This is a genomic window from Pseudomonas sp. BAY1663, from assembly GCF_000582595.1.
Taxonomy (GTDB): domain Bacteria; phylum Pseudomonadota; class Gammaproteobacteria; order Pseudomonadales; family Pseudomonadaceae; genus Stutzerimonas; species Stutzerimonas stutzeri_AF.
The window spans coordinates 1-17,410 of the sequence record NZ_AZSV01000087.1 but is presented as its reverse complement, the minus strand read 5'-3'; the positions used below and the strand labels follow the sequence as shown (position 1 = coordinate 17,410).

The 17,410-nt window shown below is 67.8% G+C and carries 11 protein-coding genes and 4 pseudogenes; 7 read left to right on the top strand and 8 right to left on the bottom strand.

Features of this window, described 5'->3' with window-relative positions:
- Window positions 1-107 precede the first annotated feature (107 nt).
- Both BAY1663_RS18840 and BAY1663_RS18835 read right to left on the bottom strand, forming a co-directional pair.
- Window positions 108-833: an SIMPL domain-containing protein gene (locus BAY1663_RS18840; protein ID WP_037043719.1), complete on the bottom strand. Its 726-nt coding sequence runs from the start codon at window positions 831-833 to the stop codon at window positions 108-110.
- A gap of 177 nt (window positions 834-1,010) precedes the next feature.
- Window positions 1,011-1,340, bottom strand: a complete 330-nt coding sequence (locus tag BAY1663_RS18835; RefSeq protein WP_037043715.1) for a hypothetical protein — start codon at window positions 1,338-1,340, stop codon at window positions 1,011-1,013.
- Window positions 1,341-1,537: 197 nt separating this feature from the next.
- Between BAY1663_RS18835 and BAY1663_RS18830 the strand changes: the two genes are divergently transcribed.
- A complete protein-coding gene (locus tag BAY1663_RS18830; RefSeq protein ID WP_037043712.1) occupies window positions 1,538-2,767 on the top strand; it encodes a dicarboxylate/amino acid:cation symporter in 1,230 nt (409 codons plus the stop codon).
- Window positions 2,768-3,001: 234 nt separating this feature from the next.
- Here BAY1663_RS18830 and BAY1663_RS18825 read toward each other — a convergent pair whose 3' ends face one another.
- Entirely contained in the window at window positions 3,002-3,211 is a 210-nt protein-coding gene (locus tag BAY1663_RS18825) for a DUF3079 domain-containing protein (RefSeq protein WP_037043709.1), read from the bottom strand.
- Window positions 3,212-3,393: 182 nt separating this feature from the next.
- On the opposite strand from BAY1663_RS18825, the gene BAY1663_RS18820 reads away from it, so the two are divergent.
- Window positions 3,394-5,337, top strand: coding sequence for a DNA topoisomerase III (locus BAY1663_RS18820; protein ID WP_037043705.1), 1,944 nt, complete (start codon window positions 3,394-3,396; stop codon window positions 5,335-5,337).
- 182 nt (window positions 5,338-5,519) lie between these two features.
- On the opposite strand, the gene BAY1663_RS18815 is transcribed toward BAY1663_RS18820, so the two are convergent.
- Both BAY1663_RS18815 and BAY1663_RS18810 read right to left on the bottom strand, forming a co-directional pair.
- On the bottom strand, window positions 5,520-5,996 hold the full coding sequence (locus BAY1663_RS18815; protein WP_037043702.1) for a GreA/GreB family elongation factor: 477 nt from the start codon (window positions 5,994-5,996) through the stop codon (window positions 5,520-5,522).
- Window positions 5,997-6,048: 52 nt separating this feature from the next.
- The gene (locus tag BAY1663_RS18810; RefSeq protein ID WP_051497185.1) at window positions 6,049-6,966 is read right to left on the bottom strand and encodes an alpha/beta fold hydrolase; all 918 of its coding nucleotides are present in this window, start codon (window positions 6,964-6,966) and stop codon (window positions 6,049-6,051) included.
- Between the two features lie 235 nt (window positions 6,967-7,201).
- On the opposite strand from BAY1663_RS18810, the gene BAY1663_RS18805 reads away from it, so the two are divergent.
- A complete protein-coding gene (locus tag BAY1663_RS18805; protein WP_037043699.1) occupies window positions 7,202-9,064 on the top strand; it encodes an SLC13 family permease in 1,863 nt (620 codons plus the stop codon).
- A 678-nt stretch (window positions 9,065-9,742) separates the two neighbouring features.
- Here BAY1663_RS18805 and BAY1663_RS18800 read toward each other — a convergent pair.
- Window positions 9,743-11,764: a methyl-accepting chemotaxis protein gene (locus BAY1663_RS18800; RefSeq protein ID WP_037043696.1), complete on the bottom strand. Its 2,022-nt coding sequence runs from the start codon at window positions 11,762-11,764 to the stop codon at window positions 9,743-9,745.
- Window positions 11,765-12,146: 382 nt separating this feature from the next.
- Between BAY1663_RS18800 and BAY1663_RS18795 the strand changes: the two genes are divergently transcribed.
- The 4 genes and pseudogenes from BAY1663_RS18795 (at window position 12,147) to BAY1663_RS18785 (ending at window position 16,385) form a co-directional block, all read left to right on the top strand.
- Window positions 12,147-13,379 carry an MFS transporter gene (locus BAY1663_RS18795; protein ID WP_037043693.1) on the top strand — a complete coding sequence of 411 codons (1,233 nt, stop codon included), beginning with the start codon at window positions 12,147-12,149 and terminating at the stop codon, window positions 13,377-13,379.
- A 75-nt stretch (window positions 13,380-13,454) separates the two neighbouring features.
- Window positions 13,455-13,997: pseudogene (locus BAY1663_RS26060) on the top strand (cache domain-containing protein); the annotation flags it as partial.
- A 141-nt stretch (window positions 13,998-14,138) separates the two neighbouring features.
- Window positions 14,139-15,136 (top strand): annotated as a pseudogene (locus BAY1663_RS26055) (methyl-accepting chemotaxis protein); the annotation flags it as partial.
- A 301-nt stretch (window positions 15,137-15,437) separates the two neighbouring features.
- Window positions 15,438-16,385, top strand: coding sequence for an alpha/beta hydrolase (locus BAY1663_RS18785; RefSeq protein ID WP_037043689.1), 948 nt, complete (start codon window positions 15,438-15,440; stop codon window positions 16,383-16,385).
- 267 nt (window positions 16,386-16,652) lie between these two features.
- Here BAY1663_RS18785 and BAY1663_RS18780 read toward each other — a convergent pair.
- Both BAY1663_RS18780 and BAY1663_RS26050 read right to left on the bottom strand, forming a co-directional pair.
- Window positions 16,653-17,090 (bottom strand): annotated as a pseudogene (locus tag BAY1663_RS18780) (methyl-accepting chemotaxis protein); the annotation flags it as partial.
- A gap of 63 nt (window positions 17,091-17,153) precedes the next feature.
- Window positions 17,154-17,315: pseudogene (locus tag BAY1663_RS26050) on the bottom strand (MCP four helix bundle domain-containing protein); the annotation flags it as partial.
- Window positions 17,316-17,410 lie beyond the last annotated feature (95 nt).

The window sequence follows — 17,410 nt, the reverse complement described above, 5'->3', positions numbered from 1 at the left end:
TCATTCCATCGCTGCTCCGAGGGTCGCCTCGCCGCGCAAGGGGACGCGAGGCAGGACGCCGAGCGAGGAGCGAAGGCCGGCACCGACACCCGGCGCTCAGCCCGTTCTCAATCCAACGTGTACTCAAAGGTACTCACCACCCGCAACCGCTTCCCGATGGTCCGTCCACTGTCCATATCGCTGCCATCGTCATCGATCACCCGAATCACCCCCTGGTTGGCATTCTTCAACCGCCCCAGCGTGGCGCCGGCATCCTCGGCGAAGCGCGTCGCCTGCTCACGGGCGTTGCCGGTGGCGGCCTCGAGCAGCTGCGGCTTGAGCTCGTTGAACCCACGCAGCTGATAGCGCGGCCCGGCGAAGCCATTGACCTCGGTATCCAGCTGCACGCCGGCCTGAATCAGCGGATCGACCGCATTGGCCGCCTTGGCCACGGCATCGACGCGCTCGGACTTGACCAGCACCTGCCCCTGGCCGTTGAAGCGCAGCGCCACATCGCGCGACGCCCATTCGCGGGCCAGCAGGTCCTGCACCTGCAACGGCCGCACTTCCAGCTCCTCGTCGCTGAAGCCCTGCTCGCGGAGGAAGTCCAGCACCCGCTGGCGGTCCTCGCTGAGCCCCTGTTGCACCTCGGCGAACCGATCGCCACCACGGCGAAAGCCCAGCGTCCACACCGCGAAGTCGCTCTTCACGTCCATCTCCGCCAGGCCCTTGACCGTCACCGTGCGATCGGCCATGCGGAAACGCTCCACGCCCTGCCCCACCGACCAGCCGGCGAAGGCCACTGCGGCGGCGATGAGCAGCGCCGGCAAGAAACCGATTCGTGCTGTAGTCAATGCTGTTCTCCTTGAAAGAAATACGCCCCAGACGATACACCCAATCGGGCTTCAGGCAGTCCTGCGGCCTGCATCGCCGCGAGGTCGCGCCACTGGGTTCGACGAAGATCACTGCTCTTGTGGGAGGCCCGACCTCGGGGCGATGCTTTTCAAGCTTCCGGCTTCCGGCAACCCACCCTATGGCCTGCCTGCCCCCAGGCGCTGCAGCGCCTCCAGGCGAAAGGCGATGTTCTGCTCCAGCTCGCTCAGCTCGTGCGTCAGGCGCTCGCGCTGCTGCGCATCGCTGCAGGCCTCGAGCCGCTCACGCAAGGCGGCGCGCCGGGCCAGCAGTTCCACCTCGCGCGGCGGCACGCCGGCACTCTTCAGCACGCTGAACGGCAACCGCAACCCCTGCGGGGTATGCAGCCAGCCCTCGTCGATCTGCAGCGGCTCGCCCTTGTTGCGCACGCCGCGCTGCCATTTGGCGATGTCGCGGGCGATGCGCCGCTCGATGTCCTGATCGCTCATGCTCGCTTGCCTCTCTTGTCCCAGCCCGGCCATGAAAACCCGTCGGCCGGCGTTTGTCTGCTACCGGCCAGCGCCAGGAGACGGCTTCTGCAGGGCGGCTCGGCCTGTATGATGCTGCCGTGCTGCTGCGAACTTTCGCCGCACCTTTCTATTCTCTTGCTTGACGTCACCGCCATCGACCCGAGGAGCCGCCCGCCTTGCCCAGCCTGAACCTGCAGATTCTCATCGCGGCCTGCCTGGGTGTGGCCATCGGCTGGCTGACCGGTACGCTGCCGGCCGATGCGCCCGTGCGCGAAGGCGTGCTCTACGCCAGCACCCTGCTTGGCAGCATCTTCATCGGCCTGCTGAAAATGGTGCTGATTCCGCTGATCTTCACCTCCATCGTCGTCGGTGTGGCCAATCTGCAGGCGCATCATCAGGTGCATCGGGTGTGGGGCGGCGCGCTGGTCTACTTCACCCTTACCACCAGTGCGGCGATGCTGGTGGCGCTGGTCGCGGCGAACCTGTTCGAGCCGGGCGCAGGGCTGTCGCTGGACCTGTTCGCCGAGGCGATGAACGACTTCGATGCGCGCCAGCTGACGCTGCCCGAGTTCTTCCTGCACTTCTTCGCCAACCTGTTCCAGAATCCCTTCGCCGCGCTGGCCAACGGCAGCATCCTGGCCGTCGTGGTGTTCGCCATGTTCATCGGCATCGCCCTGGTGGCCGGCGGCGACCGCTACCGCAATATCCTCGTGGTGCTGCAGGAATTTCTCGAGCTGATGATGCGCATCATCGGCTGGATCATGCGCCTGGCGCCGCTGGGCATCCTCGCCCTGCTGATCAAACTGGTGGCCGAGCAGGATGTGGCGCTGCTCAGTGCGGTGGGCGGCTTCATCATGCTGGTGTTCGCCACCACGCTGTTCCACGGCATCGTGGTGCTGCCGGGCATTCTTTTTCTCACGACCGGCAAGTCGCCGCTGTGGTTCTTCCGCGGCACCCGCGAGGCGCTGATCACGGCGTTCGCCACCAGCTCCAGCGCGGCGACGTTGCCGATCTCCCTGCGCTGCGCGGAGGACAACCTCAGGGTGCGCCCGGGCATCGCCGGCTTCCTGCTGCCGCTGGGCGCGACCATGAACATGGACGGCACCGCACTCTACGAAGCGGCAGCAGCGCTGTTCGTCGCCAACCTGATGGGTATCGAGCTGAGCCTGGCGCAACAGGCGGTGGTGTTCTTCACCGCGATGATCGCGTCCACCGGCGCACCGGGCATTCCCAGCGCCGGCATGGTGACCATGGTGATGGTGTTGCAGGCAGTCGGTCTGCCGGCCGAGGCGGTGGCGATCCTGCTGCCCATCGACCGCCTGCTGGATACCGTGCGCACGGCGGTCAACGTCGAGGGCGACATCATTGGCAGTGTGGTGGTGCAGCGCTTCGCCGATCGCGACTAGGGGAAAACCTCACCTTGTAGGAGCCGGCTTGCCGGCGATCCGGGGCCAGACGGCGCATCGCCGGCACCTCGCATCGGGCTCTGCCTGCGATGTTCCGCAGCGCCTGCGTTCGCGAGCATGGCTCGCTCCTACAGAAGTGTGCACCTTGCCCTTGCAGGAACCAGCTTGCCGGCGATCAGCAGCCGAACGGAGCATCACCCTACGAAAAGCCGTGCAGCGCCGTGGGTGGCACCATCACGACGGCTCGCCCCGCGACTTGGCGATCAGCTCCGGCTCGATTTCCCCGGAGCCGTCCAGGTACCAGTCCTCGCCGAACATCTCCGCCGGGTGCATGGTGCGGTCGGCACCATTGCCGCAGGCCAGCGAGGTCGCCGGGCAGTAGCGATCGCAGCCCCAGCAGACGCGCTCGGGATGCGGGGGGTTGAGTGGAAACTTCTTGGCCATTGCCGTGCCCCGGGCCGGTTTTTCGATAGCGACAGCCTAGGCAATGCGCTCCGGCACGGACTTGATCACGCTCAAGTTTCGCCGGCCCGGCCAAAATATCTGTATGGATATACAGATATTCATTGCCTGAACGCAGATTTGTGCACATGCTTTGCGCCATCGCGAAACGAACGACGGCAAGCATGCGGCTCTTCCTCTGTGAGAAACCTTCCCAGGCCAAGGACATCGCCAGGGTGCTCGGCGCCAACCGGCGTGGCGACGGCTGCCTGCAGGGTGCCGGGGTGACGGTGACCTGGTGCATCGGCCACTTGCTGGAGACCGCCCCGCCGGACGCCTACGACCCGCGCTACAAGCGCTGGGTGCTGGCGGACCTGCCGATCGTGCCGGAGCGCTGGAAGATGCTGGTCAAACCGAAGACCGCCAGCCAGTTCAAGGCGGTCAAGCGCCTGCTCGGCGAATGTCGCGAGCTGGTGATCGCCACCGACGCCGACCGCGAAGGCGAGATGATCGCCCGCGAGCTGGTCGAGCACTGCCGCTATCGCGGGCCGATCCAGCGGCTGTGGCTGTCGGCGCTGGACGATGCGTCGATCCGCAAGGCGCTGGCGGCGCTCAAGCCGGGCGCCGAGACCTTCAACCTCTACCATGCCGCGCTCGGCCGTTCGCGCGCCGACTGGCTGATCGGCATGAACATGAGCCGGCTGTTCACCCTGCTCGGCCGCCAGTCCGGCTACCAGGGCGTGCTGCCGGTGGGCCGCGTGCAGACGCCCACCCTGCGCCTGGTGGTGGACCGCGACCGCAGCATCGCCGACTTCGTCCCGCTGCCCTACTGGGCCATCGACGTCACGCTGCTGGCCGACGGCGTCCCCTTCACCGCGCAGTGGCACGCGCCGGACGAGCATTGCGACGACCAGGGCCGCTGCCTCCAGCAGACCCGTGCGCAAGAAGCGGCCGAGGCCATGCGCCAGGCGGCCAGCGCCCGGCTGGTGAAGCTGAAGACCGAGCGCCAGCGCGAGGCAGCGCCGCTGCCCTTCGATCTCGGCACGCTGCAGGAAGTCTGCTCGAAGAAACTCGGCCTCGGCGCCCAGGAAACCCTCGACATCGCCCAGGCGCTCTACGAGACGCACAAGCTGATCACCTACCCACGCAGCGATTGTGGCTACCTGCCGGCGAGCCAGCACGGCGAGGCGCCGGCGATCGTCGCGGCGCTAGCGCAGGCCGATCCGGCGCTGAACGCCCTGCTCGAACACCTGGATACCGGGCGCCGGTCCCGCGCCTGGAACGACGCCCGGGTCGGCGCCCACCACGGCATCATCCCGACTGCCGCGACCCGGGCCTTCGAACGCCTGGCGGGCAAGCCGCGCGCGGTCTACACGCTGATCCGCGCGCGCTACCTGGCGCAGTTCCTGCCCAACCACGAATACGACCGCACCCAGGCCGACTTCGACTGCGCCGGCCAGGCGTTGCGCGCGGTAGGCAAGCGCATCGTCGAGCCGGGCTGGAAGCGCGCGCTGCCCGAGGCGCTCGCCGCACCCCGCAACGGCCGCGAAGCGCCCACACCGCAGAGCCTGCCGACGCTACGCGAGGGACAGGAATGCGCGGTCCGGGACCTGCTCCTCAAGGACCTCTGGACCCAGCCGCCCAAGCCCTTCACCGAAGGCGACCTGATCAAGGCGATGAAGAACGTCGCCAAACTGGTCGACGACCCGCGCCTCAAGCAGAAGCTCAAGGACACCACCGGCATCGGCACCGAGGCGACCCGCGCCGGCATCATCCAGGGCTTGCTCGAGCGCGGCTACCTGATCAAGCAGGGCAAGGCGCTGGCGGCCACTCCGGCCGCCTTCGGCCTGATCGACGCCGTACCGCGACCGATCGCCGATCCCGGTACCACGGCGATCTGGGAACAGGCGCTGGACATGGTGCAGAACGGCGAGATGCCGCTGGAGGAATTCGTCGCCAAGCAGTCGGCCTGGATGAGCAAGCTGGTCGAACGCTGCGCCGGCCTGCGCCTGGCCATCAGCGGCCCGCCAGTCCCGGCCGGGCGCGGCGGCAAGCCGTGGAAGAAGAAACGCAGTGGCACGCGCAAGACCAGCGGCCAGCGCACGAGGAAACCGCGGGCGACGGACTGAGCGTTGCGTCGAATGCTGTTCCCAAGGGCCAAGGTGAACTCCAGTAGGTTACGGTTGAGGCGCGGAGCGCCGAAGCCCAACATCACGCCGGAGCCAGGTGAACGCCGCCCCTCGAAAACCCGGTGGCGTGACGCATGCGTGCCCTGGTGCCTCGGCCGTTGGGCTTCGCCGAGCTCCGGCGTTCATTCCACGTCGAGCACCGCAAAGCACTGCAGCTGGCCGTTCACCCGGATTTCCACCTCATCGCCCACCTCGCGCCCCAGCAGCGCCTGGCCGAGGGGCGAGCGGGGCGAGATGACGAGGATCTCGCGGCCCTCGTGCTGCAGCTTGAGTCCGGCCGCGTCGGGGCCGAGGAAGAACCAGCGCATTTTGCCGTCGTGTTCCAGGCAGAGCAGCGCGCCGACCCGGGCGCCCCCAGCGGGACAAGCGCCGGACGGCAGGTTGCGGTAGGCGGCGAGCGCCGTCTCGATCTCGTGCAGGCGCCGCCGCTGGCCGTCGGCCAGGTAGGCGGCTTCCAGCCCGCGGGTGTCGTACTTGTTCTCGGCCTTGCTCTCGGCATGGGTCGCCGCCTCGTGCGAGGCGGCCAGGGCAGCTTGGGCGACCTGACGGTCGGCTTCGAGAGTGGCGATGATCTGCTGGCGAATGGCGTTCTTGTTCATGGGCCAGGCTTATAGCCCGGCGCCACGACGAAGGGAATGGCCGCGTCCGCTTTCAGCACGCTGCCGCGCCCATCGGCATGCCCGGCTCGGCGATTTCGGCCGGCGCCCAGGGGCTGCGGCCTTCGCCGATCCAGTCCAGGGTCGAGCGCCAGAAGCCCTGGCGGTGGCGGTCGTGGAACAGGTCGAAATGACCGACACGCTCGAAGCCCAGCTCGGCCGGGCTGAGTTGCACCCGCTGGCGCAGGCTGTTGCGGTAGTAGCCCAGCCCGCGGCGCATGGCCGCCGGGGTGGCGAACGCGTCGTCGCTGGTGCTCACCGCCAGGATCGGCGCATGGATCGCGGCGAAGCGCCTGAGCAATTCGTCGCGCTCATGGGCGGGGTAGCTGTGCTCCAGCCGTTCGCGGCGCCCGGCCCATTCCAGCGCGACGCCGGCCGGCAGGTCTTCCAGCCAGCCGAGCCGGCTGCCGGGGAAGTAGCCGTACAAGCGTGTCACGGCGGGCATGAACAGGTGCCATTTGCCGAGCATGCGCAAGCGCTGTGCGGCGGCATAGTCGCGCCAGTAGGCGTACTGGCCGGCGACGTTGAGATAGCGGTCGACCTGCGGCGCCGCCTCGGCGAAACCCGGCATGAAGCCGCCGACGCTGTGCCCCACCGCCACCAGCAGGCCCTGCGGGTCGCGCTGGCGCATCCAGCGGACGACGGCATCGAAGTCGTAATCGCCCCAGTCGCGCCAGCGCATCTTCAGTTCGCGCAGCCGCGCCGGACGCGAGCCGCCGATGCCGCGGTAGTCGTAGGTCAGCGCGGCATAGCCGTGTTCGGCGAGGAAGGCGGCGTAGCGGGCGTAGTAGCGCGACAGCACGCCGGTGGCGCTGCTGATGATGACGGCGCCGCGCTCCTGCGCGGCCGGGCGCCAGAGCTGGGCAGCCAGCGGATAACCATCGCGGCAGTGCAGGACGAGATGTTCGGGCATGGGTGGCAGGCCTTCGCGTTATTGTCCCGCCACCTTGCCCGGTGGACGTGTTTTTTTCCAGAACACTCGTGCGGCGAGTTGCCGGTACAGCGCGAGTCGCACGTGCAGCGACGAAAACGGTCTGTTCATGAAACGCGGCCGCCGTCCCGCTGCGCCAGGCGTTGAGGCCGGCCGGCGGTGCCTTAAGGTTCGGCCTGTACCCCGGTTGCGGGCCGGGCAGACCGGAGTGAAAGCCATGAGCGGCGAGCAGTTGATCGTATTCGGGGTGCTGGCGGCGACGCTCGTGCTGTTCGTCTGGAACCGCTGGCGCTATGACCTGGTCGCCCTCGGCGCGCTGCTGGTGGTCGCACTCAGCGGGGTGGTGCCGGCCGATGCGGTATTCGCCGGGCTCGGCCACCCGGCGGTCATCTCGGTGGCGGCGGTACTGGTGCTCAGCCGTGGCCTGCTCAATGCCGGCGTGGTGGATTCGGTGGCACGGCGGCTGATGCGGGTGGGCGACCGGCCGTGGTTGCAGGTGGCCACGCTCACCGGGATCGTCGCCCTGAGTTCGGGCTTCATGAACAACGTCGGCGCCTTGGCACTCTTCATGCCGGTGGCGATCTGGATGTCGCGCCAGAGCGGCTTGCCGCCCTCCTTCCTGCTGATGCCGCTGGCCTTCGGTTCGCTGCTCGGCGGTACCCTGACGCTGATCGGCACGCCGCCGAACCTGATCATCGCCGGCTACCGCGCGCAGACCGGCGAGGCACCGTTCGGCATGTTCGCGTTCCTCCCGGCGGGCGCCGCGATAACCATCGCCGGCGTGTCGTTCATCGCGCTGATCGGCTGGCGCCTGGTGCCCGGACGGCAGCAGCGGGACAGTGCCGGCGAGCTGTTCGAGATCAGCGCCTACCTGACCGAAGTGCGCGTGCCGGGGGGTTGCAAGTACGCCGGCCGCACGCTGCACGCGCTGATCGGCGCGGTGAAGGACGAAGCCGATGTCCAGGTCATCGCCCTGGTGCGCGACGAGCAGCGCCAGCGCCTGCCGTCCACCTACGAGGTCCTGCGCGAAGACGACATCCTGCTGGTGGAGGCCGATTCCGACAGCCTCAAGGCGCTGCTCGACGTGACCGGCGTGGAGCTGGCAGCCAATGTCGACGAGCACGAGGAACAGAAGGCGCCAGCCGCGGACGAAACCGGGCGGGAGCGACCCGGAGAGGCCGCGCCGGACGACAAGGCCGAGAAGACGCCCAGGAGCCGGCACGGCGAGCTGAAGCTTGCCGAAGCCATCGTCAGCCCCGGTTCGCGGCTGGTGGGCACCACCGCCACCGGCCTCGACCTGCGCGAGCGCCACGGCGTGAACGTCCTCGCGGTCGCCCGCCAGGGCCAGCGCCTACGCCAGCGGCTCGGCAAGATCCGCTTCGCCGCCGGCGACATCCTCCTGCTACAAGGCGGCGAAGACACCTTGCAAGCGGCGCTGAACGAACTTGGCTGCCTGCCGCTGGCCTCTCGCGGCCTGAGCATCACCACGCCGCGCAAGGTGTTGCTGGCCAGCAGCATCTTCGCCATCACCCTGGCGCTGATCGCCTTCGGCCTGGTGCCGGCCGCGACGGCGCTGGTGGGCGGTGCGCTGGTGATGATCCTCGTCGGCCTGATTCCGCTGGGTGGCATCTACAAGAGCATCGACATGCCGGTGATCGTGCTGGTGGCCGCCATGCTGCCGGTGGGCCAGGCGCTGGAAAGCACCGGCGGCTCGCAACTGATCGCCGATGCCCTGCTGCAACTGGGCCAGGCCCTGCCCCCGGCGGCGACACTGGCGCTGCTGATGACCGCGGTGATGCTGATTTCCAACGTGATCAACAACGCCGCGGCGGCGGTACTCGCGGCACCGGTCGCGATCAGCCTGGCCCATGGCATGGACGCATCGGCGGACCCGTTCCTGATGGTCGTGGCCATCGGCGCCTCCTGCGCCTTCCTCACCCCCATCGGCCACCAGTCCAACACGCTGGTGATGGCGCCGGGCGGCTATCGCTTCGGCGACTACTGGCGCATGGGCCTGCCGCTGTCGATCCTGGTGGTGCTCTGCGCGATCCCGACCATCCTCTGGGTCTGGCCGCTCTAGTGGTTGTTTTCAGGTTCATCGTGCTTTCTTGGGGAAGCAAGGATTGACACCGGACTGGCAAGTTTGGGTGTTGCTGCCATTTGGTTTGGGCTTGCGCTTGGTGATCAGGGCGCTTACCGAGTGTGCTGACGCTTCTGGTTTCGGCCCCCCGGCCGAGTCACTTTCTTGTTGCTTGCCCAACAAGAAAGTAACCAAAGAAGAAGGGCACCCGACATCCGGGTCTGTCCGCTGCGCGGCCAGACTTCCCTCCTGACGGGAACGGAGTCCGAGTTGCCTGGAAGACCGTTGATGCTTGCGTTGGCTTGGCTTTTTCTTTCTGTACGAACCATCAGGCGACACCCAACGCCCCTTCAGGAGGGTGAGCGGAATCGTTGCGTAGGGGGTTGAGCCGCAGGGATGCGGCGAAAGGCTTAAAGGGCCATGGATGGCCCTTTAAGCCGACCCCTGGAGCGGCGATGGAGCGAATGGACCCGGAGCGAAGCGCAGGGCCGGATGCAGGGGCAAGCGTTTTTGCTTACTTTTTTCGCGACTGAAAAAAGTGAGTCGCCCAGCAGGGCGAAACCAAGCATTCAAGCAGCTCGCTAAACGCCAATGAAAGCAAAACTTTCATTCAACACACCCAATCTTGCCAGTCCGGTGTCAAGCAGCCTGTCCCCATGAAATGCGAAGAACCTGTTTTCAGCCCGCCTTGAAGCGGCTGACGTTCTCCAGCAGCGTGCCGGCCAGGTCGCTCAGGCGGCTGGCGGTGTGGTGGTTGCTGCCCACCGCCACGCCGTTCTCTTCGGCCATGCGCGCGATGGTGGTGACCTGCTGGGCGATCTCGGCGGACGCCGCGCTCTGCTCGCGCAGGGCGTTGGAGATTTCCGCCACGGTGTAGAGCACCTGGTTGGCCGCCTCGCGGATGCCGCCCATGGCCTCGCCGGCGCGCTGGGCGCGGGCCACGCCCTCGTTGACCCGCACCACGCCCTGCTCCATGCCCTGCACGGCGCCTTCGGTGCCCTGCTGGATCGCCGCGACCATCCGTGCGATCTCCTGGGTCGAGTTGGCGGTGCGTTCGGCCAGCTTGCGCACCTCGTCGGCGACCACGGCGAAACCACGCCCCTGCTCGCCGGCACGCGCCGCCTCGATGGCCGCGTTGAGCGCCAGCAGGTTGGTCTGCGCGGCGATGTCGCCGATCACCCCGACGATCGCCGAGATCTGCCCGGAACGCTCGCCCAGTTCGGCGACGGTACGTGCCGAATCGCTCACCGAGACGGCGATCTGGCTGATTTCATCGACCACCGCGGCGACGATCTCGCCGCCCTGGCGCGACAGCTCGCCGGAACGCTGCGCCAGCGCATCGGCCTCGCCGGCATTGCGCGCGATGCTCTCGATACCGACGGTCATCTGCTCCACCGCCGCCGCCATGCTCGAGGCGGCATCGCTCTGGCACTGCGAGGCGACATGGATCTGCCCCGATGCGGTCACCAGGTTGCGCGCCGAATCGGCGACGTGGTCGGAGTTGTCCTTGATGCTGCCGATCAGGCGGCGCATGGCATCGGCCATGTGATTGAAACTGCCCGCGACGTGGCGCAGTTCATCACGGGCGGCCAGCTCGATGCGGGTGGTGAGATCGCCGCTGGCCAGCCGCTCGCTGCCTGCGCGCAGGCAACGGATGCTGGTCATCACCGACAGGTAGGCGCCCGCCGAGAGATAGCCGATCACCGCCAGTACCCCCAGCAGCACGGCGACGTTCCAGTACAGCACGTGCCGGGCCTCGTCGATACGCTGCTGCAGCAAATGGTCCAGGCTAGGCAACAGCACGTCGCGCATTTGCGCATAGCCGATGGCGATGGTTTCGGTGGTCATGTCGAAGAACTGCGCCGAGGAGGTGCTGGCGAAATCACCGCGCACGGCGATGTCCTGCACGACCTGCTCGATACGCTCGCCGCGTGCGTGCATGGTGGCAATGGCCTGGCCCAGCCGTTCGCGCAACTCGGGACGCTGCGCCAGGACCTTCTCGATGCTGCGCTCCATCTCGCGCGTCGCCGACCTGACCTCCTCGGTCAGCACGATCAGGGCGGTGCGCTGCTGGTCGTCCATCGCCCCTTTCGCCAGCACCGCCGATGCGCTGCCGCGCAGCCGCCCCAGACGCTCGATCAGGTAGGGCATGCGGTCGACCGCGGCGGTCATCAGGTAGTAGGTCTGCGGCTCGGGGTCGAAGGTCAGGCCGTAGGCATCCGACAGCAGCGTCTGGAAGCCGAGCAGATTGCCGATCAACGCGGTATGCGCCTGGAAGCTCTGCGCCTGCGTCCAGCCCAGGCCGTCGCGCTTGATCTCGGCCCAGGCGCGACCGATCGCCTGCCATTGCCCCAGCGCCCGCTCATCCTCGGTCAGCGCGCCATCGAGCGCGGCCATGGCCGCGTCGACGCGACTCTCCAGCGAAGCCCGGCGGCCGACGTCGGCGACGTTGCCGCCCAGCTGCATCGCCGAGAGGCCCCGATGCTGCTGCGCCAGTTCGACCACCCGGGACAATGGCCGCGACAGCGCCGACGCCACCAGCTCCCGTTCGGAACGCTCGATGGTGCGGTTGAGCTGGTCGGCGAGGGTCAGCATCAGGCTGGCGAAGATGAGGAAGACCAGCAGCCCGAGCAAGCCGAACTTGGCCGGGTAGCTGAGCCGGTTCATCAGCGCCTCGGCAGGAGAAAAGACCAGTTTCATGAAGGGTTCCCAGGGTCTGTTGAGTTCAGCGCGGCCGTTCAGGCATGTCGCATGGGCTTGCCCGGCCGCGGCAGGCGCATCCGGTTCCGCCAGCAAAATACGGGGGTGACCGTCCGGTCTTCCCTGATCAGAATCAAGCTTGGCCGCAGCTTGGCAGCCCCCGCCACGCGGCCTGTTCGATTGGTCAGAAAACCATCTTCGCCACGCTCCGCAGACACTATTCCGGCGCCGTACGCTGGCCTTCGGCGAACGCTGCAGCCCTGCCGCGTTCCCAGCTCTGGCGTGGCTTCCGGCGCCAGGCCGTCGATTCGCGCAAGATGCCCTTTACCCGGGCGGCGGGCTGTGAATAATGCGCCCCCTCCCAAGCGATCCGAGGTAGACCATGAGTGCACCGGCCCATGCCGCGACATCCTCTCTTGGCGCGCGTGCCGTGCTGCTGATCGAACTGGCCCTGGCGATGGGCGGTTTCGCCATCGGCACCGGCGAATTCGCGATCATGGGGCTGATGCCGGACGTGGCGCAGGGCCTGGGCATCAGCGAGCCGCAGGTCGGCCACGTGATCAGCAGCTACGCCCTCGGCGTGGTGGTCGGCGCGCCGCTGCTGGCGATCCTCGGCTCACGGCTGTTGCGCCGGCAGCTGTTGCTGCTGCTGATGGGTTTCTTCGCCCTGGGCAATTTCGCCAGCGCCCTGGCGCCGGACTATCACGCGCTGATGGCCGTCCGTTTCGTCACCGGCCTGCCCCACGGCGCCTATTTCGGCGTGGCGATGCTGGTGGCCGCGTCGATGGTGGCGCCCGACAAGCGCGCCCAGGCGGTCGCCCGCGTGCTGATGGGGCTGACCGTGGCGATCCTGATCGGCAACCCGCTCGCCACCTGGCTCGGCCAGTGGCTGAGCTGGCGCTACGCCTTCGCCCTGGTCGGCGCCATCGCGCTGCTGACCGTGCTGCTGGTCGCCCTGTACCTGCCGCGCAGCCAGAACGAGCCACGCAACAGCCCGCTGCACGAGATGCGCGCCTTCAACCGGCCGCAGGTGTGGCTGGCGCTGGCGATCAGCTCGATCGGCTTCGCCGGGATGTTCTGCGTGTTCAGCTACATGGCACCGACCCTGCTGGAGGTCACCGGCGTCAATTCCGGCTGGATTCCCTTCGCCCTCGCCGCCTTCGGCCTGGGCGGCATCGTCGGCAACATGGCCGGCGGCTGGCTGTTCGACCGGCTGCGCCTGCAGGCCGTCGCCTGGCTGCTGCTGTGGAGCACACTGGTGCTGCTGGTCTTCCCGCTGGCGGCGCAATCGGCCTGGACGATCTTCCCGGCGGTGTTCGCGGTGGGCACCATGGTCTCGCTGTCGCCGGCCTTGCAGACGCACCTGATGGACGTCGCCAGCGATGCCCAGACCCTTGCCGCCGCCTCCAACCATGCCGCCTTCAACATCGCCAACGCCCTCGGCCCCTGGCTCGGCGGCCTGGCGATCAGCGCCGGTTTCGGCTGGACCTCCACCGGCTACATCGGCGCGGCCACCGCCATCGGCGGTCTGCTGGTGTTCGCCTGGGCCTGGAAACTGCGCGAGACCGAAAGCGACACGCTCGGCGCCGGCATCGCCGGCTGCGATCGAGCGTAAAAATCCGACCAAAAGGTTAAGTTTTTCGCCGGGCGGCCGCTCTACAGGGACTCGTTACAACCAACGGTCCCTGCGATGCCCATTTCCCTGAAAAAGAAAGTGATCCTGCTGGCACTCATGCCGGTACTGCTGCTTGCCCTGGTCCTCTGCGGCGGTACGGCGAAAATCCTCTCCGACCGCGCCGAGCAGGAAATCGCCACCGCTCGCGAACACCTGCTGGAACAGAGTCGCAAGGAGCTGCAGCACTATGTCGATCTCGCGCTGAGCGCCATCGACGACCTCTACCAGCGCTCCGCCGAGGGCGACCTGGCCGCCCGCGCCGAGGCCATCGAGCGGCTGTCGCGCATCCGCTTCGGCAGCGATGGCTATTTCTACGGCCATGACTCCGAGATCGTCCGGCTGTTCCGCGGCAGCAACCCCGACGGCGTCGGCACCAGCATGAAGGAGCGCCGCGACCAGCAGGGCCGGCCGATCAACGCCGACCTGGTGCGCGCCGCCAAGGACGGCAGCCACTACCTGCAGTACTACTCGTCGATGCCCGGCAACGACGCCGTGCTGATCCCCAAGCTGTCCTACAACCACTACCTGCCCAAGTGGGACCTGGCCATCGGCACCTCGATCAATATCGACAACATCGATGCCGAGGTCGCCGAGGTCGAGGCGCAGATCCAGGCGCGCATCCGCGCCATCGTCACCAGCACCCTGGTGCTGGCGGCGATCATGCTCGGCGTGCTCGGGGTCGCCGGCCTGGCGCTGAGCAACTCGATCCTGCGCCCGCTGCAGCAGATGAAGGACAACCTCGACGACATCGCCGCTGGCGACGGCGACCTCACCCACCGCCTGGCGATCGCCAGCCGCGACGAGATCGGCGAACTGGCCACCTCGTTCAACCGCTTCGTCGAGAAGATCCACGGCATGGTGCGGCAGGTGGTGGAGCTCACCACCCAGCTGACCGGCCTGGTCGGCGAAGTGGCGGCCCAGGCGCAACGCTCGGAAGCCGCCATGGCCGAGCAGCGCCACGAGACCGACCAGGTGGCCACCGCCATCCACGAAATGTCCGCCGCCGCCCAGGAGGTCGCCCAGAGCGCGCAGAACGCCGCGGACGCCGCGCGCCAGACCGACACCGAAGGCCAGCAGGCCAAGCAGGTGGTGGAGCTGAGCATCCAGCGCATCCACGCGCTGGTGGCCGACATCCGCGCCAGCGGCACCTCCATGGACAGCCTGCGCCAGGACGTCGACGCCATCGTCGGCGTGCTCGGCGTGATCCGTTCGATCGCCGAACAGACCAACCTGCTGGCGCTCAATGCCGCCATCGAGCGGCCCGCGCCGGCGAGGCCGGGCGTGGCTTCGCCGTAGTCGCCGACGAGGTACGCGCGCTGGCCGGGCGCACCCAGCAGAGCACCCAGGAAATCCAGGGCATGATCGACCGCCTGCAACAGGGCACGGCCACCGTGGTGGGCGCCATGAGCCGCTCCAGCGAAGCCGGCGAAAGCAGCAGCGAACAGGCCAACCGCGCCGGCGCCTCGCTGGATGCGATCGCCCGACTGATCGGCACCATCAACGCGATGAACGCGCAGATCGCCAGCGCCGCCGAGGAGCAGACCAGCGTCTCCGAGGAAATCAGCCGCAGCGTTCACCAGATCGCCGTTTCCGTCGACCAGGTCGCCGACCAGACCCAGCAGGGTGCGCAGACCGCACGCGACCTGGAGCAGTTGGGTCAACGGCTGGGCGCACTGGCCCAGCAGTTCCGTATCTGACCGTCCTCCCGTCGCCAACGCCTCCCTGGCCGTAGGCGCTGGCGCGCAATATGCAGTAACCAGTCATTCGGCGGCTGGCCTTGCGAACGAGCACGCGGACAGGTTCCATGAAACGTCGCCTGCACGGCCCCGTAGGGTGCGCTCCGCGCACCGCATACGCCGGAGCCCGGCGGTACACAGAGCGCCCCCTACAAGAAGCCCGGCCCTCGAATGCCTGATACCGCCTCGGCGGGCGTCGGGCGGCGATGCTATACGGCTCGACGGAGCGCCCCCCTTTTCCATCTGCGAGGTTCACGACAGCATGCCGCGCTTCCCCCTGTTCCGCAGCCGCGCACGACGGCTGTGCCTGCTGCTCGTCGCCGCACTGCTGGCCGGGCTGCCGGTCGGCTGTTCCGTACTCGAGCAGAAGGAGCGCGAACTGGTATTTCGCATTGAACCCGGCACCGCAACCTGGTTCAGCGGCTTGCCGAGTGGCATCGAGGAGCTGCAGTTCACCGCGCCGGCCTTCGGCGAGGACCAGAACATCCACGCCTGGTGGTGGCCCGCCGCCCGCGCCGACGCTCCGGCGCTGCTCTACCTGCATGGGGTGCGCTGGAACCTCACCGGCCATCTGTTCCGCCTGGAACAACTGCGCGCGCTGGGCTTCTCGGTGCTGGCCATCGACTACCGCGGCTTCGGCCAGAGCCTCGGCGACCTGCCCTCGGAGCGCAGCGTCTACGAGGATGCGCGCATCGCCTGGGAGCATCTGAAAACCCTGCAACCCGATGCCGGCAAGCGCTTCATCTATGGCCACTCCCTCGGCGGCGCGGTGGCGGTCGACCTGGCGGCCGAACTCGGACGCAACGCCGAACGCGACGACACGCCGGCCGAAGCCCGCGCGCTGATCATCGAATCCACCTTCACCTCGCTCGCCGATGTCGCCACGGTGGTGGCCGACACCACGCTGCCGGTGCGCTGGCTGCTGTCGCAGAAGTTCGATTCGCTGGAGAAGATCGGCCGGATCGGCATGCCGTTGCTGGTGGTGCATGGCACCGACGACCGCTACGTGCCGGTACGCTTCAGCGAGCAACTGTTCGATGCGGCGCACGCGCCCAAGCAACTGCTGCTGGTCGAGGGTGCCAGCCACAACAACAGCCTGCGCGTCGCCCGCCAGGCCTATGGCCACGCGCTGCAGGCACTGCTCGAATCCAGCGAGCGGCAACCGGGCGCGGAGCAGCCGCCCGTCGCCGAAATCTCGAAACGTGGCTAGAGGCCTCGTTTCAGTTTTGCGCATGACACTGACCCAAGTGGCAGGAGCCTGCGCCCCGTGAGTGACGGTGCGCTGTCGCGCAGCAAACATGGGGGCGATGGGCAAGGCCGGCGGCAAGCGCCAGGGCGGACACGGCAGTTTTCACTGCGCGACTCCTCGTTCGGTACGGATCGGGAAAAGCTCCGTACATAGGAATGCAAACGTGCCGCCGGGTTCGCCGCCGGATTGCGACAACGCATGTCCCGCCCGCACTCGACGCAAGCCGGCTCAGAGACGGAAGCGTCCCACCAGCTGGTTGAGCTGCGTCGCCAGGCGCGCCAGCTCGTCGCTGGCTACCGAGGTCTGCTGCGCGCCGGTGGCGCTCTGCTCGGAGATGTCGCGGATGGCCACCAGGTTGCGGTCCACTTCGCGGGCGACCTGGGCCTGCTCCTCGGCGGCGCTGGCGATGACCAGGTTCATCTCGTTGATCTGCCCAACCCGCTCGGCGATCAGGCCCAGCGCCTGGTCCGCCTCATTGGCCATGGCCTGGCTGCGTGCGGCGAATTCGCTGCTCTGCTGCATGTCGCGTACCGACTGCTCGGTGGCGCTCTGGATCGCGCCGATCATCCGCTCGATCTCCCGGGTCGAGTTCTGGGTGCGCTGCGCCAGGTTGCGCACCTCATCGGCGACCACCGCGAAGCCGCGCCCGGCCTCGCCGGCGCGCGCCTGCCCGTAGCCGAGCAGGCCGCTGCGGGCCTTGTGCGTGGCCGCGTACAGATCGGCGATCAGCTTGAGGTCGCGCAGGGGCACCACGCGATCCAGGTACACGGTGTTGAGGCCTGCGACGCTGCGCTGCTGGGCATACAGGCCGGTCATGCCGATGACCAAGCAGGCGGCCAGCATCGCTCCGACCAGAATCAGAAGCCGGGTTCGGATAGTCAGTTGCTGCATCATGGTTCGTTTTCCGTATGGCTTGCCGGGGTTCGACGTTCGGCAGTGGGCAATTAAAAGGTTCTTCGCATTTCATGGGGACAGGCTGCTTGACA